Origin of the sequence: Rathayibacter sp. VKM Ac-2803, assembly GCF_009807175.1 — a bacterium.
Taxonomy (GTDB): Bacteria; Actinomycetota; Actinomycetes; order Actinomycetales; family Microbacteriaceae; genus Rathayibacter.
In genome coordinates this window covers 400,891-423,607 of record NZ_WUCD01000001.1, presented here as the reverse complement: position 1 = coordinate 423,607, position 22,717 = coordinate 400,891, and the positions used below count along the sequence as shown (strand labels likewise).

The window sequence follows — 22,717 nt, the reverse complement described above, 5'->3', positions numbered from 1 at the left end:
CTCACGCCAGCAGTGGGTGGCAGGGCGTCCCGGTCACGCTCGTTCGTTATGATCCGCGGATGTCCTCGCAGCACGAGCACGCCGCCGAGAGCACGCTGCTCGCCCGGATCCGCGCAGGGGCCAGTCAGCTGGGGCCGAGCGAGCGGCGCGTCGCGGCCGTGGTGCTCGCGTCTCCGCACGAGGTCGTCGAGTGGTCGACCTCCGAGCTCGCGACGGCCGCGCAGGCGTCGGCGGCCACCGTCATCCGCGCCTGCCAGAAGCTCGGCTTCCGGGGCTTCCAGCATCTGCGCCTCGAGCTCGCCCGCGCGACGCCCGCCGCCCAGCCCCAGGGCCGCGACGAGATCGGCTCCGTCTTCGAGGCAGCGGTGACGGCGCTGCGGATCGGGCAGGAGAGCCTCGATCGCGAGGCGGTCGATCGTGCGGTCGGCCTGATCGCCGGGGCGCGGAGGCTCGTGCTCGTCGGCAACGGCTTCTCGGGCCCGCCGCTCCAGGACGCGGCGATGCGGCTGAGCACCCTCGGCCGCTCGGTCGAGGCGCCGGGCGACGTGCTCGCGCAGCAGTTCGCCGCGCACTCCCTGCGGCCGGGCGACGTCTGCCTCGCGGTGAGCTACTCCGGAGCGAACGCGCACACCCTCACCGCCTGCCGCGCGGCCGCTGATCGGGGCGCCGACGTCGTCGCGGTGACCGGCTTCGGGCGCTCGCCGATCGTGCGCCTGTGCACCGTCGCGCTGGTCGCGGCGCCCGCGGGAGGGGAGGAGGGGGTCGATCCCTTCCTGAGCCGCCTGAACCAGTCGGTCGTCCTGCACGTGCTGCACGCCCTCCTCGCCCGGCGGATCGGCTCGGCCGGCGCAGAGATGCAGCAGGTCGTCGCGGGCGCCCTCGCCGACGAGCTCTGAGGGTTCGCGCCCCGTCCTCGTCCCCGTCACCCGTCGTTCACCAGCGACGCTCACCCTGGATCCGTAACGGGATTCCGCGGCGCGCGGAACGGCAGGAACGAAGAGGGGGCGGCATGGCGGGCATCGACGCGGCCCCGGGGGTGGGCGCGAGCACCGGAGCGGACGCGTGAGCACCGCGACCGGCCGCACCACCCTCGTGCACCTCAGCGACGTCCACGCGACCGACGGCGAGCTGCTCTACGGCACCGTCGACGGTCTCGAGCGGCTCGAGCGCGTCGGCGCCTACGTCGTCGACGCGGGCATCACTCCCGAGGCGATCGTCATCACCGGCGACCTCGTCCAGCGCGGCCACCGCGGCGCGTACCCCGCCCTCGCGCGGGCGCTCGGCCGGCTGCAGGAGGCGGTCGGCGTGCCGGTGCTCACCACGCTCGGCAACCACGACGATCCGGAGGCGGCGCGCGTGCTCCCGGGTCACGGGTCGGGCCACGACCGCGTCGTCGAGCTCGGCGGGCTCCGCCTCGTGCTGCTCGACTCGCACGACGGCGCGCTCGGCCCCTCGCGGCTCGCATGGCTCGCCGACAGCCTGGCGACTCCGGCTCGCCTCGGCAGCGTCGTCGCCCTGCACCATCCGCCGCTCCCGTCGCCCCTGCCGACGCTCGCCCAGCAGGGTCTGCGCGATGCGGAGGCGCTCCTCGACGTCCTGGCCGGGACCGACGTCCGCGTCCTCCTCGCCGGGCACTTCCACCACCCGCTCGGCGCGGTGGTGCGCTCGATCCCCGTCTCGGTCGGCCCCTCGCTCGCCTACCACCAGGTGATGAACGCCGGACCCGACCGCGTGAGCGGCCACGACTCGGCGATGTTCTCGCTCGTGCAGCTCGGCGACGACTCCGTGACCGGCACGACGATGAGCCTTCGCAGCCCCGAGCCCCTCTTCACCTCGGACGCGCGACGCGCGGCCGTCTGCGCCTGACCCGACAAGCGCCTGACCCGACAAGCGCCCGACCCGACCACAACCCGAAGGAACCCCCATGCCCCGCCTCCTCCGCACGGCCGCCGTCTCGGCGTTCGCCCTCTCGACCGCGCTCCTCGCCGGCTGCAGCGGCACCGCCTCCTCCGCCCCCGCCGCCGAGAGCGCCGACGCGCTCGAGCCCGCCACGATCACCCTCTACACCTCCGAGCCGCAGGAGAAGGCCGACGCCCTCGTCGCGGCCTTCAACGAGGTGCACCCCGAGGTCACCGTCGAGGTCTTCCGCGCCGGCACCGGCGACCTGACCGCCCGCATCGAGTCCGAGCGGACGGCCGGCGCCGTCCAGGCCGACGTGCTCCTCGCCGCCGACTCCGGCACCTTCGAGGACTACGCCGCCGAGGACCTGCTGCTGCAGTACAGCCCCGCCGACGTCGACGCGCTGAACCCCGACGTCGTCGACCCCGAGGGCTACTACACCGGCACCCGCATCATCCCGACGGTGATCGCCTACAACACGGGCATGATCGACGAGGCCGACGCCCCCACCTCGTGGCAGGACCTCACCGACTCCCAGTACGCCGACAAGCTCGTGATGCCCAACCCCGACGTCTCGGGTGCCGCCGCCTACAACGCGGCCGTCTGGCTCGACGAGCCGGCCCTGGGCGAGGAGTGGCTGACCGCCCTCGCCGCCAATCGCCCCGTGATCGCCGACAGCAACGGCCCCGTCTCGCAGGCCGTCGCCTCGGGGACCCAGCCGGTCGGCGTCGTCGTCGACTACCTGGTGCGCGAGCTCGCGGCGCAGGGCTCGCCGATCGCCGTCTCGTACCCGACCGAGGGCGTGCCCTACGTCTCGCAGCCGGCCGGCATCTTCGCCGACACCGACGCCCAGGAGGCGTCCGAGGCGTTCGTCGACTTCCTCGTGAGCGAGGCCGGGCAGACCCTCGCGGTCGAGCAGTCCTACCTCCCCGTCCGCTCCGACGTCGGCACCCCCGAGGGCGCGCCCTCGATGGACGAGATCACCGTGCTCTCGCCCGACCTGCAGACGATCCGCGACAGCCAGGACGCGGCCGTCGCGACCTTCACCGAGCTCTTCCAGTAGTGAGCGCGACCCCTCTGCCGACCCTCGCCGTCTCCCGACGGCGGGGGTCGCTGGGCGCGGTGCGGGTCGTCCTCTGGGCGCTCTGCGCCGCGCTCGTCCTCGTCCCGCTGGGCACCGTGCTCGTCCTGGCGGCCGGGGGCGACCACCTCGGGGTGCTGCTCGAGGGCGACGTGGTCGAGGCCGGAGTCAACAGCCTCGTCTCCTCCGCCGTGTCCGCGGTCCTCGCGGTCGCGGTCGGCACCCTGTTCGCGGTGCTGCTCGACCGCACAGATCTGCCGGGCCGCCGAGTCCTGCGGATGGTCGCCCTCAGCCCCCTTCTCGTGCCGCCGTTCGTCGGCGCCATCGCCTGGGTCGGGATCGCCGGCCCGACGAGTGCCGTCAACCTCTGGTGGCGCGGCCTCACCGGCGGCCCGCTCTGGAGCATCTACGGCGGTGACGGAGTGGTGTTCCTCCTCACCGTGCACAGCTATCCGATCGCGATGCTCATCGTCTCGGCCGCCCTGCGCCGGATCCCCGGAGACCTCGAGCTCGCGGCGCGGATCGGCGGCGCCTCGGCGCTCCGGGCGGTCGCGACGATCACCCTCCCGCTGCTGCGGCCGGCGATCGCGTCGGCGCTGCTGCTGATCGGCGTCTCGAACCTCGCCGACTTCGGCATCCCCTCGATCATCGGCCTGCCCGAGCGCTACGTCACCCTCTCGACGCTCGTCTACCGCTACATCCAGTCGGGCACGGTCGAGAACCCGCTCGAGGTCGTCGCCACCATCGGCGCGGTGCTGCTCGTGATCGCCGTCGCGGCCCTGGTCGTCGACGCGCTGCTCGCCCGGCGCCGGGTCGAGCTCGACTCCGCCGCGACGCCTCCGCAGCTGCTCGCCCTCGGCCCCGCCCGCGATGTCGCGGCGGCGGCCACCTGGACGATCGTGCTAGGGCTCACCCTCCTGCCGCTGCTCGCCCTGCTGTCGCAGGCGCTCCTGCCCGCGCCCGGCGTCCCGCTGACCCTCGAGAACCTGACCCTCGACAACATCACCCGCGCCGTGACCGCGAAGAACACGGCGACCGGCGCCCTCACCTCGGTGCTGCTGGCGCTCGGCGCGGGCGTGGTCTGCGGCGTCATCGGCCTGGCCGTCGGCACCGTGACCACCCGCACCAGGTCCCGCGACAACGCGGCACTCCGGGCCGTGGCCCTCCTCCCGCAGGCGATCCCCGGGCTCGTCATCGCCGTCGCCTGGCTGGTCCTCGCGCCGCGGATCGGGCTGTTCAACACGCCCTGGCTCATCCTCTGCGCCTACATCACCTCGTTCGTCGCGCTCGTGGTGCAGTCGGTGGCGGCCCCGCTCGCGGCGACTCCCCTCACCGCGGAGGAGGCGGCCCGCATCTCGGGCGCGAGCCGGCTCCGCGCCCTGGTCGACATCTCATGCCGGATGGCCGTGCCCGCGGCGATCGCCGGCTCCGTCCTCGTGGTGCTCACCGCGGTCCGCGAGCTGACGCTCTCGGTGCTGCTGCTCTCGCCCGGTGCGCAGACGCTCGGCGTCGCCATCTTCAACCTGCAGCAGGCCGGCTCGTACAACACCGCCGCTGCGCTCTCCCTCCTCGTCACCGTCGTCGGACTCGCGGGCCTCGGCCTCGCCGCCCGCTCGCCCCGCTGAAAGGTCACCGTGGCCTCCGTCACCCTCGACTCCCTCTCCCTCCGCTACCCCTCGGGGGCCATCGGCCTCGCCGACATCGACCTCCGGATCGCCGACGGCGAGTTCGTCGCGCTCGTGGGCCCGTCGGGCTCGGGCAAGACGACGCTGCTGCGCGCGGTCGCGGGCTTCCTCGCGCCGACCGCGGGCACCGTCCGCCTGGACGACACGGTGGTCTCGGGAGGCGGTGCGTTCGTGCCGCCGGAGGGTCGCGGGCTCGGCATGGTCTTCCAGCAGCACGCCGTCTGGCCGCACTGGTCGGTCGGGCGCAACGTCGACTACCCGCTGCGCCGCGGAGGCGTCCCGCGGCGCGAGCGCGACCGCCGCGTCGCCGAGATGCTCGAGCTCGTGGGCCTCGACGGCGCCGCGCGTCGCGACCCGGCCACGCTCTCGGGAGGGCAGCGCCAGCGCGTGGCCATCGCCAGGGCCCTGATCGCGGAGCCCCGCGTGCTGCTGCTCGACGAGGCGCTCTCGGCGCTCGACGAGCCGCTGCGCGACCACCTCCGGATCGAGCTGCAGTCGCTGACCCGGCGGATGGGGCTCACGGTGCTGCACGTGACGCACGACCGCGACGAGGCGCTCGCCCTGGCCGACCGCGTGGTCGTGCTCGACGGCGGCCGGATCCAGCAGGTCGCCCCGCCGGCCGAGGTCGTGGCCCGCCCCGCCTCCGCTCTCGTCGCCCGCTTCCTCTCGGACGCCACGACCGTGCGGGGCACCCTCGGCGTCGACGGCTTCACCGCGCACGAGCATCCGCTGCGCCTGGAGCGGTCGCGGATCGACGACGCGGTGCCCGGCGGGTGCGAGCTCGCGATCCTGCCCGACGACGTCGCGCTCGGCCCGGGGGAGGATGCGACGGTCGTCTCGTCCCTCTTCGGGCGCGCGGGCAACGACGTGGTCCTCGACTGGGCGGGGCTCCCGGTGCGCTGCCACAGCGAGTCACGGCCCGCGGTCGGGGCGCGGGTCGGCGTCACGGTCCGGCGGGCCCTCGCGTTCCCGGTCGCCGCGTGAGAGCCGCGTTCGTCCGCCACGGCCGGACGACCTGGAACGCCGAGCGGCGCCTGCAGGGCCGCAGCGACCTCCCGCTCGACGCCCGCGGCGTGCTGCAGGCCGAGGCCGCGGCCCGGGTGCTCGGCGGCTCGCGGCCCTGGAGCGGTGTCGTGAGCTCGCCGCTGCTGCGGGCACGGCAGACGGCGGCGGTGATCGCCCGCGCGCTCGAGCTGCCGGACGCAGCGGTCGACGACGGGCTCGTCGAGCGCGACTACGGCCTCGCCGAGGGGGTCGCTCTCGACGAGGCGCACCGGCGGTGGCCCGGCGGCGACTACCCGGAGGCGGAGTCGACCGAGGCGCTCGCCGCGCGCTCCGCCGCCGCCGTCCGCCGCCTCCTCGACGGCGACGGCGACGTGATCGTGGTCGGTCACGGTGCGTTCCTGCGCGCCGGGATCCGCGCGGTGACGGGGCGGGAGTTCCCACGCCTCCTGAACGGCGACGTCGTGCTGGCGAGCGGCTCGCCGCCGCGGTTCCAGGTGCACGCTCGATGACCGGGTGGCTGCTTAGGTAAGGCTCAACGGGCGGAATCGCCGAATTCTCGGCGGACAGTGGCGCTCAGCCTTCGTTGTGCGGGCGCACCTGCGGTCACGGACGCCTCAGCCCCCGGCTGCCGCCTCGCCGACCAGCTGGAATCCGCCCTCGATCGTCCCGTCGGGATTCAGCTGCACCCGCGTGAACACGGGCGAGTCCTCACCCCGCGCCGAGCCCGCCAGCCGCAGAGCGTTCCCGTCGAAGAAGTCGGCGAGCCCCGTGCACCCGACCGAGAAGGTGCCGTCGGGCCGCTGCAGCCCGAGGCACAGCATCGTTCCGTTGGGCGCGCTGAGCAGCAGCCGGTCGTCCTGCACGGTCTCGAAACCCGGGGTGTAGACGGTCGCACCGGTGGCGACCAGGTCGAAGCCGTCGGGCAGATCCGTCGTCGGCTCCCAGCCCTCGACGAGGTCCTCGAAGCGGTCGATCGGCCGCGCGGTCGGGGTGGGCGTCGCGGTGGCCTCGGCGCTCGGCCTGTCGAGGGCGACGGAGGCGGCGGCCGCGCCCAGAGCGAGTCCGGCCGCGAGGGCTCCCGCGGTGATCAGGGCCGCTCGGCGTCGAGGCCGGCGGGGTTCCTCGGGCGGGGGAGTGTCCGGGGGGATCGGCGCGACGGGGCGCTCGGACAGGAGTTCGGGAGCGCTCCCGGTCTGCGGGTCGGCAGCCGCGATCTCCGACTCGCTCCGGAGGCGCCGTGCGGCCTCGCGCCGGCGGGTCTCGGTCTCGGCGCTCCCGTCGGGCCGCGCGTAGAGCGCTCGTTCGAGATCCCGGCGCTCGTCCCGGCGCTCGCCACCGCGCTCGTCGTCGTGGCGCTCGTCGTCCTCGGCCTGCACGTCGCCAGTATGACGGGCGCCTCCCGCACCCGCCTCCGGAGGCTGTGCTCGCTCACAGTCCATCGCACAGAAAATGACGCAGGTTGACTCCGTTCCGAAGTATTGACGTCTTCTGAGCGTCTCCGCAGACTGGGAGCGCACACAGTTCAAAGGAGAACTCGCCACACCTCACCGGGGTGCGCCGCTCGCCGGCCCCCGCTCCGCGAGCGCCTCACGGCCTCGCCTCCGCCCCACCCGGGACCTCCTCCGCCGCACCCCCGTGCGCCGCGGCCGAGGCGGATCCGCTCCACGAAAGGACACCCATGTCTGCACGCACTCGGAGGAGAGGCGGCCTCGCGGCCGTCGCCGCCGTCTCGACGCTCCTCGGCTCGTTCGCCGGGGCGGCGACCGCCTCCGCCGCCTCCGGCGCTCCCCTCGACGGGCCGGTCGACGCCGGGATCTTCGTCGACCGCGTCGAGGGCCTCTCGCCCGACTTCATCAAGGGCGCCGACGTCTCGAGCCTCCTCTCGATCGAGGAGAGCGGAGTCGTCTTCCGCGACGCCGACGGACAGGTCGCCGACCTCTTCGACGTCCTCGCCGACGAGGGCGTCACCACGGTGCGCGTGCGGGTCTGGAACGACCCGTTCGACGCCGAGGGCGACGGCTACGGAGGCGGCGACGTCGACGTCGACCGCGCCGTCGAGATCGGCGAGCGCGCGACGGCCGCCGGGCTCGGCCTGCTCGTCGACTTCCACTACTCCGACTTCTGGGCCGATCCCGCCCGCCAGCTCTCGCCCAAGGCGTGGATCGGCCTGAGCGACGCCGACCGCACCACGGCCGTCCACGACTACACGGCCGAGTCGCTGCAGCGCTTCGAGGACGCCGGAGTCGACGTCGACATGGTGCAGATCGGCAACGAGACCAACAACGGCATGGCCGGCTACGCCCGCGCCGCGACCGACATGGACGCGACGCTCGCCGGGCTGTTCTCGGCCGGCAGCAGCGCCGTGCGCGAGGTGCTGCCCGACGCCCAGGTGGCGGTGCACTTCACCAACCCCGAGACTCCCGGCCGCTACGCCGCGATCGCAGCCGGCCTCGACGCGTTCGACGTCGACTACGACGTGTTCGCGAGCTCGTACTACCCGTACTGGCACGGCACCGTCGAGAACCTCACCGGCGCCCTGTCGCAGATCGCCGGGACCTACGGCAAGAAGGTCATGGTCGCCGAGACCTCCTGGGCGCACACCCTCGAGGACGGCGACGGCTACCCCAACGTGATCGACGCCACGACGGCGACCGACGAGTACCCGATCAGCGTGCAGGGTCAGGCCACGGCGCTCCGCGACGTCATCGCGGCGGTGCACGCGGTCGGCGACGCCGGCATCGGCGTCTTCTACTGGGAGCCGGCGTGGCTCCCCGTCGGCCCGCCGAGCGCACTCGAGCAGAACCGCCTGCTCTGGGAGCGCGACGGCTCCGGCTGGGCCAGCAGCGCCGCCGGCGACTACGACCCGGTGCACGTCGGCGAGGCCTACGGAGGCTCCGCCTGGGACAACCAGGCGCTCTTCGCCGCCGACGGGTCGCCGCTCGAGTCGCTCAGCACGTTCCGCTACGTCGACACCGGAGCCGTCGCTCCGCGCGCCGTCACGGGCGTCGACGCCGTCGAGCTCACCGTCGTCGACGGGGGAGCCGTGGAGCTGCCCGAGACCGTCGCCGTGAACTTCAACGACGGCTCCGTCGAGGACCGCCCCGTCACCTGGAGCGGCGCCGCCTCGTGGATCCGCGGCCCCGGCGAGTACACGGTCCCCGGCCGCACCGACTCGGGTCTCGAGGTGTCGGCGACGGTGACCGTGGTCGCGCCGAACCTCGTCGCGAACCCGGGCTTCGAGCTCGAGGACATGTCGGCCTGGACCCTCACGGGACCGGCCGCGCGGACCGAGACCGGTGACGCGTCCGAGGGCGGCTTCGCCGTCACCTTCTGGGGAGCCGACGCCTACTCGACCTCGGCGAGCCAGACCCTCACGGGGGTCGCGCCCGGCGCGTACACGCTCCAGGCGACGACGCAGGGCACCGGCGGCACCGCCTCCGACGTGCGCACTCTGAGTGCGACGACCTCCGCCGGCACGACCGCCGCGCCGCTCGAGATGACCACCTGGAGCTCGTTCTCGACCACGACCGTTCCCGTCGTGGTCGGCGCTGACGGAGTCGTCGAGATCGCGGCCGAGTTCGCGCTGGCCGGAGGCGCCTGGGGCGTCCTCGACGACGTGCGCCTCGTCGCCGACGCGGCCGAGTCGACCGTCGACACCGCAGCGCTCGAGTCGGCCCTCGCTGAGGCCGATGCGGTCGATCGCTCGACCGGCAGTACCGAGTCGCTCGCGCGCCTCGACGAGAGCCGCGCGATCGCCGCGGTCGTGCTCGCCGGGTCGACCGCGACGCAGGAGGAGGTGGACGCCGCCGAGCGCGGCCTCCGCGAGTCGATCGCCGGAGTCGCGAGCGACCTCGGCGTGACCCTCTCTGCGACCGTGAGCTGCGTGAGCGGAAAAGCCGTCCTCGCGGTGAAGGCCGCTAACGCGGGGACCGAGCGGGTCGCCCTCTCGGTCCGCACGCCGTACGGCAGTGTGACGCTGCCGGCGCTCGCCGCGGGCGCCTCGACGTCGCTGAAGGTCCCGACCCCGCTGAGCTCGGTGCCGGCGGTCTCGGTCACGGTGGACGCTCGCGGGGCCGGTGGCGCCTCCACGGAGCTGCCTGCGGTGACGAGCCCGGCCACGCGCTGCCGCTGACGCAGCCCGTGATCGAAGGGGGTCGGTTCGCGCGCGGAACCGACCCCCTCCCCCCGTCGGAGGGACCCGCCGTGACGCGGATCGTCGGGTAATGCGAGAGCGCGGCGCATCCTTAAGCCGAATAGCGAGTGGTTCTACTCAGTTCTGTCGCAGATCGACGGATGCGTGACCAGTTTGGGGTACTTTTCAGATCCACCCACCGTGGGTGTCCTGAGCCCGCGCATCCGTGGGCGGAAGCTGCGTCACCATGCTGCACAGCCCGACCTCCACTGCCCGATCCCGACGCTCGCGACGAAGGCGATTGGGGATCGGCGCCTCCGCCGGCGTCCTGATCCTCTCGGCGAGCTTCCTCTTCGCGAACTCCGCCCAGGCGGCGTCAGCGCCCGACCTCGGGCGCGCCGGCTCCTACTCGGTCCTCGGCGGCTCGACCGTCACCAACACCGGCGACACGATCCTGCCGGACGACCTCGGCGTCAGCCCCGGCACCGCGATCACCGGCTTCCCCCCGGGAGAGGTCCTCGGCACGATCCACGCCGCGGACGCCGAGGCGAACGGCGCCCAGTCCGACCTCGTGACGGCGTACGACCAGCTCGCGTCGCAGGCCGCGACGGCCACGGTCTCCGGCGACCTCGTCGGCCAGACCTTCCAGCCCGGCGTGTACAACTCCGCCGGCCCGATCGGCCTCACCGGCACGGTCACGCTCGACGCAGCGAACGACCCGGCGGCCGTCTTCGTCTTCCAGGCCGGCTCGACCCTGATCACCGGTTCGTCGAGCCGCGTCGACCTGATCAACGGCGCCCAGGCGTGCAACGTCTACTGGCAGGTCGGCAGCTCGGCCACGCTGGGCACCGACTCCTCCTTCGTCGGATCGATCCTCGCGCTCGCGTCGGTCACCGTCACGACCGACGTCGTCGTCGAGGGCCGTGCCCTCGCCCGCAACGGGGCCGTCACGCTCGACAGCAACCTCTTCACCACCCCGGACTGCACGCCGGTCCCGACCGAGGTGCCGACGGTGACTCCGACTGTGGAGCCCACGGTCGAGCCGACCGTCGAGCCGACTGTGGAGCCCACGGTGGAGCCGACCGTCGAGCCCACGGTGGAGCCGACCGTCGAGCCGACCGTCGAGCCGACCGTCGAGCCCACGGTGGAGCCGACCGTCGAGCCGACGGTCGAGCCCACGGTGGAGCCCACTGTCGAGCCCACGGTGGAGCCGACCGTGGAGCCCACTGTCGAGCCCACGGTGGAGCCCACGGTGGAGCCCACTGTCGAGCCGACCGTGGAGCCCACTGTCGAGCCGACCACGCCTCCGGTGATCCCGCCGGTGACTCCTCCGACCACGCCTCCGGTGATCCCGCCGGTCACGCCCCCGGTCATCCCGCCCGTGACGCCGCCCGTGATCCCGCCGGTCATTCCTCCGGTGATCCCGCCCGTGGTCCCGCCGGTCATTCCTCCGGTGATCCCGCCTGTCACGCCCCCCGTGATCCCGCCCGTGATCCCGCCGGTCATTCCTCCGGTGATCCCGCCGGTGACGCCTCCGGTGATCCCGCCCGTGATCCCGCCGGTCACGCCCCCGGTGACCCCGCCCGTGATCCCGCCGGTCACGCCCCCGGTGACCCCGCCCGTGACGCCTCCTGTCACTCCTCCCGTGATCCCGCCGGTCACGCCGACCATGACGCCGACGCCGACGGTCACCCCGACGCCGACGGTCACCCCGACCATGACGCCGACGCCCACGGTCACCCCGACCATGACGCCGACGCCGACCGTGACTCCCACGGTCACGCCGACGCCGACCGTGACGCCCACGCCCACGGTGAAGCCGACCGTGACGCCGACGCCGACCGTGAAGCCGACCGTGACGCCGACGCCGACCGTGAAGCCGACCGTGACGCCGACGCCCACGGTGAAGCCGACCGTGACGCCGACGCCGACCGTGAAGCCGACCGTGACGCCGACGCCGACCGTGAAGCCGACCGTGACGCCGACGCCCACGGTGAAGCCGACCGTGACGCCGACGCCGACCGTGAAGCCGACCGTGACGCCGACGCCGACCGTGACTCCGACGGTCACGCCGACGCCGACCGTGAAGCCGACCGTGACGCCGACGCCGACCGTGAAGCCGACCGTGACGCCCACGCCGACCGTGACTCCCACGGTCACGCCGACGCCGACCGTGAAGCCGACCGTGACGCCCGCGCCCACGGTGAAGCCGACCGTCACCCCGACGCCGACCGTGACGCCCACGGTCACGCCGACGCCCACCGTCACCCCGACGCCGACCGTGACGCCCACGCCGACCGCACCCGCAATCGTCCCCACCACCAGCCCCTCGCCCTCGTCCACCGCCCCCGCGGTGCTGCCGGGATCGAACGGGCCCAGTAGCGGAGGCCTCGCCTCCACCGGAGTCGACGGCATCGCCGTGGCCCTCGCCGGAGCCTTCGCGCTCCTCGGCGGCGGACTGCTGATGCTGCTCCACCGTCGCACCAGGCGACTGCGGAGCTGACCCACCCGGGGCGAGTGACGCGTCGACCCCCGCGTCACTCGCCCCCCCCACCTCCTCCACTCCCCCCGGTGGAGGAGCCGCTCCACCCCTCACCGAGACCCCGCGAGGAACTGCGCTCCTGCGCAGCCGACGTCCGCTCCGCGCATCATCGCGGCAGTGGGCGCCCTTCCCGCCCCCCGCTCCCGTCATCGCTCCCCGCGCCGACACCTCGACGACCGGTTCCCGACTCGGCCGCACCGCCCTCCTCCGAGGGCCCGCGCTCGACGGGTTCCCGCGTCACCGCGTCGACCTCGTCGACGACACCCCCTCGGTCAGGACAGCGGATGAGCCACCAGCACGCCGGAGCACAGAGCGGCACCCCCACCACCCACGACAACGCCCTGCGGCAGGCGGCCAGGAAGCTCTGGTCCCAGCTCCTCGACCCGCGGCCCCGCTCGGGCGCGACGCAGGACCCCGAGGGCCGGGCCTCCGTCCGCGGCATCCTGTTCGCCGTCGCCTTCTCGGCGCTCTTCTACGTCGTCGCGGCCGTGCTCCTCGTCCTCCTCCTCTGGCTGGGACCCCTCGCGCCGTGCCCCGTCGACGTGCAGACGTCCGACGGGGGAGTCGCGACGCAGCAGTGCCCCTGAGTGTCCGCCCCGCGCCCCGAGCGCGTGCGGAACCGAGGCTCAGGCCCCGATCTCCGCGGCCTGAGCGCCGACGGAGCCTCTCGTCCTCGGTTGTGCACCGAGTCCAGCCGAGAGGGTCCGCACCTGCGTCCGGCACTTCTCGCCCGCACCGGAGGCGCCGAGCGGCGGATCCCGTCGAACGGAGAAGCCGCACCGGAACCCCGGCCGGCCCGGACCCGGCGCGCCTCAGCCCGAGTGCGTCGTCACCAGCAGGTACCGCGCCGCCCCCGGAGCCTCCGCCGGCACCGACCAGCGGTGCGGCCGCCGCGTGTCGATCGTGATCGACTCCCCGGCCGTCACCGTGCGCTGCTGCCCGTCGGCGTAGCTCAGCACCGCCGTCCCCTCGATCATGAAGACGAACTCCTCGCCCGGGTGCGCGAAGTCGACGTCGTCGGAGTCGCCGGGCCACGAGGTGAAGAGGTACGCCTCGGTCGTCCGGCCGGGCCCGCCGACGACGAGCCGCGCGCGCGGAGCGTTCGGCGCGTCGCTGGCGCGCAGGTGCGCCTCCGGTGTCGTGTCGTCGGAGGAGGCGACGGTCGGGACCAGCTCGGCCGGCGGCACCTCGAGCGCGGCCGCGAGGGCGTAGAGGGTCGACAGGCTGGGCAGCAGCTTGCCGTTCTCGAGCTTCGACAGGAACGGCTGCGACACCCCGGCGGTTCCGGCGAGTGCGCGCATCGAGAGTCCGCGCGCCGTCCGCAGCCCGTGCACGAGAGCGCCGATGTCGGCGGCGAGGGCCGGGGGCTCGTCGTCGTGCGTCATCGCGCCTCCCGTGCCGCTTGCGGTCGCTGATTCCTGCTGGTTATCATCGTCGTGTTGATAACTCGAGGTTATCAGCCCTCCGATCGGGAGCGACCGATCGCTCAGTGCAGCGAAGGGCACCACCGTGACCAAGCAGATCTTCCTCGGCGCGTTCGAGGAGTTCACGCCGAACTTCATCAGCAACGCCTGGCACCACCCGCGCGGCGACACGAGTGGCTTCGCCACGCTCGAGTACTGGCAGGACCTCTCGCGCAGGCTCGAGGACGCCGGCTTCGACTTCCTCTTCCTCGCCGAGGCGCTCGGCTACCCGATGAGCGGCGACGACGTCCCCGAGGTCGTGATCCGCGAGGCCGTCCAGGTGCCCGTGCACGACCCGATGGCGCTCGTCAGCGGACTCGCCGCCACCGTCGACCGCCTCGGATTCGTCGTGACCGCCTCGACCACCGCGCAGCAGCCCTACCTCAATGCGCGCACCTTCACGACGCTCGACCACCTCACCAAGGGCCGCATCGCCTGGAACATCGTCACCTCCGACAACCAGGTCGCGCTCACCAAGCTGCTCGGACACGACGGAGTGACGCCCCACGACGAGCGCTACCGCCGCGCCGCCGAGTTCGTCGAGCTGTGCCTCACCCTCTGGGAGGGCGCGTGGGAGGACGACGCCGTCGTCTACGACAAGGCCACCCGCACCTTCGCGGACCCGGCGAAAGTGCACCGCATCACCCACCGCGGCGAGTACTTCTCGTACGACGGCTACTTCCCGGCCGTCCCCTCGGTGCAGCGCACGCCGCTCCTGCTGCAGGCGGGCGCCTCCTCGGCCGGCCGCGCCTTCGCCGGCCGCTACGCCGAGTGCGTCTTCATCCAGGACCGCGACCTCGACAAGGCGGCCGCCACCGTCGCCGATCTGCGCTCGAGAGCGGAGGCGAACGGCCGCGATCCCCGCGACATCACGGTGATCCCCTCCGTCGCGATCATCGTCGGCGAGACCGAGGAGGAGGCGCTGCGACTGCGCGCAGAGCTCGACGCGACTCCGTCCCGCGAGGCCGCAGCGGCCCTCTTCATGGGCTGGAGCGGTGTCGACCTGATGTCGTTCCCGCTCGACGCGACCCTCGCCGAGGTGACGACCGAGGTCGGCCAGACCATGCTCGCGATGTTCCAGCGGCCCGAGGGGAGCCCGACCGTCGCCGAGATCCTCGATGTGATCACCTCCTCCATCGGAGGCATGCGCGTCACCGGCACCGCCGAGTCGGTCGCCGACCAGCTGCAGGAGATCGTCGACCGCACCGACGTCGACGGCTTCCTGATCGAGTACACCTACGGCGGTTACGAGACCTATCGCGACTTCGTCGAGCAGGTGATGCCGCTCCTGCGCGAGCGCGGGATGCTGCCCGCCGAGCCGCGCACCGGCAGCATGCGCGAGCGGATCCTCGGCCACGACGTGCCGACCCTGCCAGCCACGCACCCCGGCTCGGCGCACCGCGTCGGCACCCCGCGCTGACGGCGGCCGGGGGACGACCGAGGGAACCGGCTCCCGTCCAGACGTCCCGCTGATTCGGGAGGTCTCGACGATAGCCGGTTCCCTCGGTGCCGTGCGACGAGCTCGAGGCTCAGCCGGACGGGTTCTCCACGGGGTCGCCCTCGGGGTCGGTGGCGGTCTCGGGGTCGACGGTCTCGGGATCGACGGGCTGCGGATCGACGGTCTCGGGAGTGCTCTTCTCGGCCATGTGATCCTCCTTCTCTGTCGTAGTGGATCGTGCGGTCGCCTGCCACGGTACGGGCCGCCGCCTCCCGTCCGCGCCCCGGTTGACGGGAGCGGGCGGAGGGTGGCAGCGCATCCCTGTGCCAGTCCCGGGCGGTGACCGCAAGGCCTGGGGCGGGTGTTGCCCGCTCCGTAGTCTGGACACTTCGACCCGAGGAGTAGGCACCGCATGATCCGCACCACTGTGACCATCGACGGAAAGACCTACGGGCTGTCGCAGGGGGAGGACATCGACGCGCTCAAGGAGTCGAGCTCCCACGCGGCGCAGGCCGGAGGAGGTCTCGTCGAGTTCGTCGTCGTCGGCAACCGCAGCGTCAGCGCCCTGGTCTCGCCCGGTGTCCCGGTGATCTTCGAGGAGATCGAGGTGCCCGACGACGATCGCGACACCGGCGACGTCCACGAGCCGTGGGACGATATCGAGTACCTCGACTGATCTTCCCGCGGGAGTCCTCCCGCGGGTACTGGACGCCTGAGGGGTGCCGCCGGCTCGACCCGGCGCCTCTCGGGCTCTTCTCAGTGCACCGGCCTACTCGGCCCCCTCCGCCTCCGTCAGCTCGCCCTCGACGAGGGTCGCGGCGGCGGAGGCGAGTGCCTCCCGCACCTGCTCCGGCTCGATCCGGAGGAGCGCGGCGATCGCATCGACGTCGTGGCGGCCCGTGTACCGGAGCAGCCAGCACTGGCGCTCGAGCGTCGGCAGCGCGTGCAGGCGCCGGTGGAAGCCGGTGCGGAGGAGGTCCTCCTCGCGCAGAGCCGAGGGGTCCGTCGTCACCGCCGGCTCCTGCCGCTCGACGCTGCGGCGTCCGATCTCGGTGCGGGCGACCTCGAGCGCCGACTGCTCGTCGAGCACGCGCGGCGCCCCGCTCCGGAGGGTGACGGCCGCGTGGCGCAGGGCTGCCGTGGCGGCGGCGTCCGACAGCGTGAGCCGGTAGGCGTAGGCGTACAGCCCGGCGCCGCGCGTCGAGAGCACGCGACCGGCGAGCAGCTCGCCCTGCTGCTGCGCCTGCGTCATTCCGACGGCCGCCACGGGCCCCTGGTACGCGTTCACGGTCACTCCTCGCTCCGGGCGATCCCGGCGGGCTCGCGTCGCAGCCGATCGTAGGGGTGCGAGAACGATCGTTCTACCCTTGACTTCTCAGCTTTCTCTTCGATACGTGCGCATCGACATCGCGGGTCAGTCGCGCGCCGAGAGGATGCAGAACTCGTTCCCCTCGGGGTCGGCGAGCACCACCCACGACTGCTCGCCCTGCCCGACGTCGATGCGGGAGGCGCCCAGCTCGACGAGGCGCGAGACTTCCGCGTCCTGATCGTCGGGCACGAAGTCGAGATGGAGGCGGTTCTTCAGGGTCTTCCGCTCCGGCACGTCGAGGAACAGCAGGCTCGGCCCGCGCCCCGACGGTGCCAGCAGCTCGATCCCGTCGTCGTCCTCGTCGACGACGTCCCAGCCCAGCGCCTCCTGCCACCAGTGGCCGAGGGCGCGGAAGTCGGTGCAGTCGACGATGATCTCTTCGAGTCGGAGTGCCATGCCCCCGACGCTAATCGGCGCGCCCCGTGTCGCGGAAGGCCCTGCGACAGGCGCTCCCCTGTCGCAGCCCGTGCCGCCCCCCTCGACTCCGCATGCTGTTCCAGCACGACCGCTGGCGCCCGCCCGCCGCCGCCCGCCATCCTCGATCAGACCCGTTCGGAGGACGCACCATGTCGACAGCACGTGAGCACTGGGAGGAGCGCTACGGCGACTCCGCCATCTGGTCGGGCCGCCCCAACGCGACCCTCGTCGACCTCGTCGGCGGCCTGCCGCCGGCCCGCGCGCTCGACCTCGGCGCGGGCGAGGGCGGCGACGCCCTCTGGCTCGCCTCCCTGGGCTGGAGTGTCACCGGCCTCGACCTCTCGGAGACCGCGCTCTCCCGCGCCCGCGCCGCGGCCGCCGAGCGCGGCCTCACCGTCGACCTCCGGCGGGCCGACCTCGCCGAGGAGTGGCCGGTCACCGGCCCCTTCGAGCTCGTGACCGCGTCGTTCCTGCACTCGATGGTCGAGTTCCCGCGGATCGAGGTTCTGCGCCGCGCCGCCGCACTCGTCACCGTCGGCGGACGCCTCGCCGTCGTCTCGCACGCCGCGCCGCCGCCGTGGTCGGGGCACCGCGGTCACCTCGCCGACGAGCTGCCCACCGCCGAGCAGGAGCTCGCCGAGCTCGCCCTCGACCCCGACGCATGGTCGCCGCTCGTCGTCGGCACCCGCGAGCACCTCGCGACAGGCCCCGACGGCCACGAGGCCCCGCTCATCGACAGTGTGCTCCTGCTGCAGCGCCGCTGACCGGAGGCGTCTCGCGCCCCCTCAGAGCGATGAGGGAGAAGTCGGCACCCGCTGCCCCCCATGCTGGTCGAGTAGCCGCCGCAGGCGGCGTATCGAGACCCACCAGCGTCAGCAGATCGGGCTTGAGCCCTGCGCTTCTGACGGACGTGGATCTCGATACGCCCGCTCCGCGGGCTGCGGACTCGATCAGCGAGGAAAAGGACCGCGCACAGGAGGTCATCCCTCCGAACAGACCCCCCCGGTCGCCAGGTCTCCTCGCCACCCCGCCGGTAGCGTGGTCGCCGTCCCCACCCCGCCAGGAGGCGCCGATGCCGCTCGACCCGTACCTCGCCGCCAGGCTCCCGCACCTCGACGGACTCGCCCACCCGCTCGACGCCGAGCAGGCAGCGCACCTGGCCGCCTTCGAGCAGGACCCGGCCCCCTGGTCGCTCCCCGCCGGCGTCCGCGTCTCCGACTCCTCGGCCGACGGCCCGCACGGCCCGATCCCCCTCCGCGTCTACGAATCCGCCCAGCAGACCGGACCCGCACTGCTCTGGGTGCACGGCGGCGGGTTCCAGGCCGGCGACCTCGACATGCGGGAGTCGCACGTCGTCTCTGCCGAGCTCGCCGCCCGGGCGGGCGCCCGCGTCGTCTCGGTCGGCTACCGCCTGGCGAGCGGGACCGTGCGCTACCCCGTCCCGATCGACGACGTCCACGCCGTCTGGCTGCAGCTGCGCGCCGAGACCCCGGAGGCGACTCCGGTCGCGATCGGCGGTGCCAGCGCGGGCGCCGCGCTCGCCCTCGCCGCGGCCCTCCGCCTGCGCGACACGGGTGCGCGGACGCCCGAGCACGTGCTGCTCGCCTACCCGTTCGCGCACTTCCCCAACCCGGCCGTCGGCGACGACGTGCTGCGCGAGCTGATGACCCTGCCCGCGATGCTCCGCTTCCCGCCCGCGAGCATCGAGGGGATGGTGCGCACCTACGTCGGCCGCCTCTCCGATCTGCCCGTCGACGCCCTCCCCGGCGCCGCGCCGCTCGCGGGGCTCCCTCCGGTCACCGTGATGGTGAACGAGTTCGACGAGCTGCGCGGGTCGGCCGAGCTCCTGCTGCGTCAGCTGGCGGAGGCGGGCGTCGCCGCGACCGGGTACCTCGCCGCAGGCATGCCCCACGGCCACCTCAACCGCACGCCCTCGCTGCCCGAGGTCGACCGCTCACTGGAGTTCTTCGCGGCGCAGCTGCGTGCGCTCGCTCAGGCGATGCCGCGCCGCTCCGGCGAGCGGAGCGGGAGGTCGATCGTCGACTGATCGTCGTCGTCCGATCACGACAGGGCGAGCCTGAACGGGCTCGCCGTTCGGCGCGCTCTGCCGCGGTGAGGTCCCCGAACCCGCCCTCGGCGATCCGGCCAGCACGTGGTGATGAGGTGTCCTGTCTGCGCGATCACCGGTCGTCGGTGCTGGGCTGTGAGTGAGGGCCGAAGCCGGTACGCTGCCCGCCGCGTGACAGAGGGCCGGATTGACCGCCGGCCCGACGGTGTGTGCTCGCTCCGAGTCGCCTACCGACTCACCGCTCCCGTCGTCAGCCCTGCAGATCGACCTCCCAGTTGGTGCGCTGGATCGAGGAGTCGAGCTCGCGGAGCTCGCGCGCCACCGCGTCGGCCTGCTCGCGCAGCTCCGTCACGGGCAGCGCCGAGAGGCGGCGCAGCTCGCTCCGCAGCTGGCGGTAGCCCCGCTCGCCCGAGGCGGCGTCGGCCGCGCGCACGAGGATGCTGTGCCGTCCGCGCAGCGACTCGCGCCGGGCGAGCGCCGCGGTCAGGGGGACGCCCTCGGGCGTCGTCGCCGTCGTGTTCGTCAGGTTCACGGCGGTGACGAGGCGCTCGAGCGTCTCGTGCGCGCGGAGGCACTCGCGCAGCAGCTCGGCCGGGTCCTCCGCGGGCTCCTCGCCCTCCTGGTAGGAGGCGTTCGCGACGATCCGGGACTGGAGGGCCTCGATCCGCTTCTGCAGATCGGCCCGCTCGAGCAGTGCTTCAGCGAGTCTCATGGAGACATCCGAGCACAGACGGCCGACAATCTCCTCCGGCGGGGCGTCGGGCCCCGTCTAGGCTGCGAGCGTGCCGCTGCAGAATCACCCCGGAGACGTCGAGTTCCCCGTGCGTCCCCGTCTGCGCTACGCGCGGATCGCCGACGCCCGGCGTCGCGGCCCCGGCGGGAGGATCGCGCGGCGGGCACTCCTGGTCACCGCGGTCGCCGCTCCGTTCGGGCTGGCAGGCTTCGCGATCGGGCTGAGCCGGGGGTCCGGCGTCATCGGTCTGCCGTTCTTCTATGCCGCGTTCGGCCTGGCGCTCGGGCTCCTCGTCGCCTCGATCGTCTTCCAGCAGTGGGATGCGCGGGCACCCCGCCGCGAGCAGCTGGCCTACCTCGCGGCCGCGGCGACGCCTCCGACGACACTGCGTCAGCAGCAGATGCTCGCGCTCGACGCCGTGAGCGACTTCTCGTTCGGCGGCTGGAACTCGTCGCTCGCGTTCCAGCCCACCTGGGCCGAGCTGCCGGAGTCGCTGCGCATCCGGTTCGCCGACGGCGCGAAGGGCTCGCCCTGGGAGCAGCTGCCGCTGTCGATGCTGAGCGAGCACCGGGTGGCGCTCGACCGCGACTTCAGGATCGCGGCGCGCGACGACGTCGAACTGCTGGTCGCCGACGCCCTCGCGCAGGGGCCGCTGTCGGCCCGGTTCGCCGAGGTGTCCGCGTCGGAGGAGGCGGAGCGGATGCGCGCCCGCGTCGCGGCGCTGACCGGCGGCAGCGAGTTCCACCTCCTCGAGCTCGCGCAGGCCCTCGACGGCCGGCCCCCGATCCTGCTGCTCGCGGGAGACGCCGAGCGCACGATCGGTGCGATCCGCTACTCGTACGTCGCGGGCTACCTGCCGGCGGAGCGGGCCTGGGAGCTGATCGCGGCCGTCGGCGACCGGGTCTTCGCCCGCTACTCCGGGTGGGACGCCTACTGGGCCGATGCCGCGACGGCGATCGCCTTCCGCACCGACTCCCTCGGCGCGGTGCAGCACCATCACCGCCTGCGCGCCGAGCTCGCCGCCTCGGGCTGGCCGGCCGCCTCCGTGGCGTATCCCGCCTCCTGAATCGCACCCGGGGCTGCGCCGCCGCCGCGTCGCGTCAGGCGCTGCGGCTGCGCTCGTCCGACCCCGTCCGCGACGAGTCGAGGTGCCGCAGGTCGCGCTGCAGCCGCTGCGAGCGGACGTAGCCGCTCAGCGCGTGGTCGGGGGCGGGCGGCGTGTCGGTGCTGCCGAGCAGGGCGCGGGCCGTCGTGAGCCGGGCGCGCCGGATCTCGTTGAACACCGTCGTCCCGTTCGTCGCGAAGACCCGCTGCAGCGTCCGCTTGGGCACGCCCAGCCGGAGGCAGATCTCGTGCACCGAGAGCTTCGGGTCGGCCGCCATTCCCGCGATCAGCGCGATCGCGCGCGTGAAGACGGTCTCGTTCGACTCGCGGGGGAGCGAGGCCGCGAGAAGTGCGTTGGCCAGCTGCTCGACGGCCGACCTGACCAGGGGGAAGGCCGCGGAGTCGGCGTCGAGCGACGCCCCGAAGAAGGCGTTGACCGTCGAGAGGAGGATTCCGCGGCTCGCCGCGTCGGCGGGGGTGACGAGGGGGCCCGTCTCCTGCGCGCCGGCCAGGCCCAGGAGGGGCCGCCCGAGCATGATCTCGAGCCTCGCGGACGGGGCGTCGGTGACGATCGTCGCTCCCCCCGAGCAGCGGAGGAAGGCCACGTCGCCCGGGCCCAGGGTCACCTCGTCGTCGGCGGGGTCGTCGGGCTGCACGACCAGCACGCCCTCGAGCGGCACCAGCAGGCGGAGACCCGCGCCCGGCCGACCGCTCCGCCGCAGCCGGGCGGCGGTGTGCCAGAGGCGGATCACCTCGAAGTCGTCGCCGCGGAACGCGTCCGCGACGACCCGGAACGCACCGCTGGGCCTCGCGTCGACGCCCACCCCGGCGAGCCAGGCGGCGGCGCCGGCCTCCCGCCGCGACACTCCGCGCTCGATCGTCGGACTCATTCCTGCTGCTGTGCTCACCACGAACTCCACATCCCCTCGGAACCCCTGCCCCGCCCTTCGGGAGGCGCGACAGCACAAGAGTGACGGATTCTCGGGTTACCGAGGGCGCTTTCACCCGAACTGGGCGCAGAAATCACCCCTCACCGAGGTGGGGAGGAGACCTGTGCGTCTCAGAGGGCCTGCGGGGCTCCGTCCTCGACGCGATCGGCAGCGGCGGAGGCGGCGCGCCTCCGCGGTCGAGTCGCTCCGAGCTGCAGGAGGCTGCAGACCGCGAGCACGCCGACGAGGGCGGCGGCCCAGCTGAGGTCGCGCAGCTCGAAGCGGGCCAGGTGCTCCGCGATGCCGCCGACTCCGAGCAGACCCTCGATCGCGGTGACGACGGCGACGGCGAGGAGGGCGGCGGCGCCCGCGAGGCGAGCGGCTCCGAGGTCGGAGTCGCGACCGAACGCGTCGAGCGCCGCCACGAGAGCCGCGACGCACAGGGCCACGGCGCCGAGCGCGGCGATCGTGAAGACCGCTCCGCTCGACACGAGCAGGACGACGCCCGTCGCGACCCGCAGCCACGGCAGCGCGGCGGCGGTCGCGCGGCCGTGCGCTCCGAGCGAGGCGGCACCACCGATGGTCAGCACCAGGCCGACCAGGAGCGGGAGGACGAGGGCGGTGACCGGGACGATCGTCTCTGTCGCGGCAGGGGACACGGCGATGCTCCTCTCGTCGGCACTCCGCTTCGGGCGGGCTCGGGCCACGTCGATGATCGCCTCCGGAGAGGGCGGCCGGGCGGCTGGGCGCGAATGTCGGGGCGGCGGGCGCGACCGGATCGTCGCGCGCCAGGCGGCGGCGGATTCCGTGCCAGCCCTCGCGCCGATCGGCGGGTGTCTCCAAAATGACAGA

At 73.6% G+C, this 22,717-nt stretch carries 21 protein-coding genes; 14 read left to right on the top strand and 7 right to left on the bottom strand.

Annotation, left to right across the window (positions count from 1 at the left end):
• Positions 1–59 precede the first annotated feature (59 nt).
• The 6 genes from GRS96_RS01890 to GRS96_RS01865 all read left to right on the top strand — a co-directional run bounded on the left by GRS96_RS01890 (position 60) and on the right by GRS96_RS01865 (position 6,179).
• On the top strand, positions 60–896 hold the full coding sequence (locus GRS96_RS01890; protein WP_159987574.1) for a MurR/RpiR family transcriptional regulator: 837 nt from the start codon (positions 60–62) through the stop codon (positions 894–896).
• Positions 897–1,062: 166 nt separating this feature from the next.
• Positions 1,063–1,866 (top strand): metallophosphoesterase, encoded by an 804-nt coding sequence (locus GRS96_RS01885; protein WP_159987573.1) that lies wholly within the window; start codon positions 1,063–1,065, stop codon positions 1,864–1,866.
• 58 nt (positions 1,867–1,924) lie between these two features.
• Positions 1,925–2,962, top strand: a complete 1,038-nt coding sequence (locus GRS96_RS01880; protein ID WP_159987572.1) for an ABC transporter substrate-binding protein — start codon at positions 1,925–1,927, stop codon at positions 2,960–2,962.
• Positions 2,962–4,605 carry an ABC transporter permease gene (locus GRS96_RS01875; protein WP_235021882.1) on the top strand — a complete coding sequence of 548 codons (1,644 nt, stop codon included), beginning with the start codon at positions 2,962–2,964 and terminating at the stop codon, positions 4,603–4,605. Before GRS96_RS01880 ends, GRS96_RS01875 begins: the two co-directional genes overlap by 1 nt.
• Positions 4,606–4,614: 9 nt before the next feature.
• A complete protein-coding gene (locus GRS96_RS01870) occupies positions 4,615–5,649 on the top strand; it encodes an ABC transporter ATP-binding protein (RefSeq protein ID WP_159987571.1) in 1,035 nt (344 codons plus the stop codon).
• The gene (locus tag GRS96_RS01865) at positions 5,646–6,179 is read left to right on the top strand and encodes a histidine phosphatase family protein (RefSeq protein ID WP_159855008.1); all 534 of its coding nucleotides are present in this window, start codon (positions 5,646–5,648) and stop codon (positions 6,177–6,179) included. The genes GRS96_RS01870 and GRS96_RS01865 overlap by 4 nt, the downstream gene beginning before the upstream one ends.
• Positions 6,180–6,284: 105 nt before the next feature.
• Here the strand turns inward: GRS96_RS01865 and GRS96_RS01860 are convergent, their stop codons facing one another.
• Positions 6,285–7,046, bottom strand: coding sequence for a hypothetical protein (locus tag GRS96_RS01860; protein WP_159855010.1), 762 nt, complete (start codon positions 7,044–7,046; stop codon positions 6,285–6,287).
• A gap of 302 nt (positions 7,047–7,348) precedes the next feature.
• Here GRS96_RS01860 and GRS96_RS01855 point away from each other — a divergent pair, with 302 nt between their 5' ends.
• From GRS96_RS01855 to GRS96_RS01845, 3 genes are all read left to right on the top strand, one after another.
• Positions 7,349–9,802, top strand: coding sequence for a glycosyl hydrolase 53 family protein (locus GRS96_RS01855; RefSeq protein WP_159855012.1), 2,454 nt, complete (start codon positions 7,349–7,351; stop codon positions 9,800–9,802).
• Between the two features lie 301 nt (positions 9,803–10,103).
• Complete coding sequence (locus tag GRS96_RS20555) at positions 10,104–12,305, top strand: ice-binding family protein (RefSeq protein ID WP_236553541.1); 2,202 nt, start codon at positions 10,104–10,106, stop codon at positions 12,303–12,305.
• A gap of 323 nt (positions 12,306–12,628) precedes the next feature.
• Positions 12,629–12,931, top strand: a complete 303-nt coding sequence (locus tag GRS96_RS01845) for a hypothetical protein (protein WP_159855014.1) — start codon at positions 12,629–12,631, stop codon at positions 12,929–12,931.
• Between the two features lie 225 nt (positions 12,932–13,156).
• Here GRS96_RS01845 and GRS96_RS01840 read toward each other — a convergent pair whose 3' ends face one another.
• On the bottom strand, positions 13,157–13,729 hold the full coding sequence (locus tag GRS96_RS01840; RefSeq protein WP_159987569.1) for a helix-turn-helix domain-containing protein: 573 nt from the start codon (positions 13,727–13,729) through the stop codon (positions 13,157–13,159).
• A 124-nt stretch (positions 13,730–13,853) separates the two neighbouring features.
• On the opposite strand from GRS96_RS01840, the gene GRS96_RS01835 reads away from it, so the two are divergent.
• Positions 13,854–15,227 carry an NtaA/DmoA family FMN-dependent monooxygenase gene (locus tag GRS96_RS01835; RefSeq protein ID WP_159855018.1) on the top strand — a complete coding sequence of 458 codons (1,374 nt, stop codon included), beginning with the start codon at positions 13,854–13,856 and terminating at the stop codon, positions 15,225–15,227.
• 430 nt (positions 15,228–15,657) lie between these two features.
• Positions 15,658–15,921 carry a hypothetical protein gene (locus GRS96_RS01830; protein WP_159855020.1) on the top strand — a complete coding sequence of 88 codons (264 nt, stop codon included), beginning with the start codon at positions 15,658–15,660 and terminating at the stop codon, positions 15,919–15,921.
• Between the two features lie 93 nt (positions 15,922–16,014).
• Here the strand turns inward: GRS96_RS01830 and GRS96_RS01825 are convergent, their stop codons facing one another.
• Both GRS96_RS01825 and GRS96_RS01820 read right to left on the bottom strand, forming a co-directional pair.
• Positions 16,015–16,533, bottom strand: a complete 519-nt coding sequence (locus tag GRS96_RS01825) for a hypothetical protein (protein ID WP_159987568.1) — start codon at positions 16,531–16,533, stop codon at positions 16,015–16,017.
• Between the two features lie 126 nt (positions 16,534–16,659).
• Positions 16,660–17,010 carry a VOC family protein gene (locus GRS96_RS01820; RefSeq protein ID WP_159855024.1) on the bottom strand — a complete coding sequence of 117 codons (351 nt, stop codon included), beginning with the start codon at positions 17,008–17,010 and terminating at the stop codon, positions 16,660–16,662.
• 170 nt (positions 17,011–17,180) lie between these two features.
• Here GRS96_RS01820 and GRS96_RS01815 point away from each other — a divergent pair, with 170 nt between their 5' ends.
• Positions 17,181–17,795 (top strand): class I SAM-dependent methyltransferase, encoded by a 615-nt coding sequence (locus tag GRS96_RS01815; protein WP_159987567.1) that lies wholly within the window; start codon positions 17,181–17,183, stop codon positions 17,793–17,795.
• 308 nt (positions 17,796–18,103) lie between these two features.
• A complete protein-coding gene (locus GRS96_RS01810; RefSeq protein WP_159855028.1) occupies positions 18,104–19,078 on the top strand; it encodes an alpha/beta hydrolase fold domain-containing protein in 975 nt (324 codons plus the stop codon).
• 271 nt (positions 19,079–19,349) lie between these two features.
• On the opposite strand, the gene GRS96_RS01805 is transcribed toward GRS96_RS01810, so the two are convergent.
• Positions 19,350–19,811, bottom strand: a complete 462-nt coding sequence (locus tag GRS96_RS01805) for a DIP1984 family protein (protein WP_159855030.1) — start codon at positions 19,809–19,811, stop codon at positions 19,350–19,352.
• 70 nt (positions 19,812–19,881) lie between these two features.
• Between GRS96_RS01805 and GRS96_RS01800 the strand changes: the two genes are divergently transcribed.
• A complete protein-coding gene (locus tag GRS96_RS01800; RefSeq protein ID WP_159855032.1) occupies positions 19,882–20,898 on the top strand; it encodes a DUF1266 domain-containing protein in 1,017 nt (338 codons plus the stop codon).
• Between the two features lie 34 nt (positions 20,899–20,932).
• Here the strand turns inward: GRS96_RS01800 and GRS96_RS01795 are convergent, their stop codons facing one another.
• Positions 20,933–21,826: a hypothetical protein gene (locus GRS96_RS01795; RefSeq protein ID WP_159987566.1), complete on the bottom strand. Its 894-nt coding sequence runs from the start codon at positions 21,824–21,826 to the stop codon at positions 20,933–20,935.
• Positions 21,827–21,996: 170 nt separating this feature from the next.
• On the bottom strand, positions 21,997–22,524 hold the full coding sequence (locus tag GRS96_RS01790; RefSeq protein WP_159987565.1) for a hypothetical protein: 528 nt from the start codon (positions 22,522–22,524) through the stop codon (positions 21,997–21,999).
• Positions 22,525–22,717 lie beyond the last annotated feature (193 nt).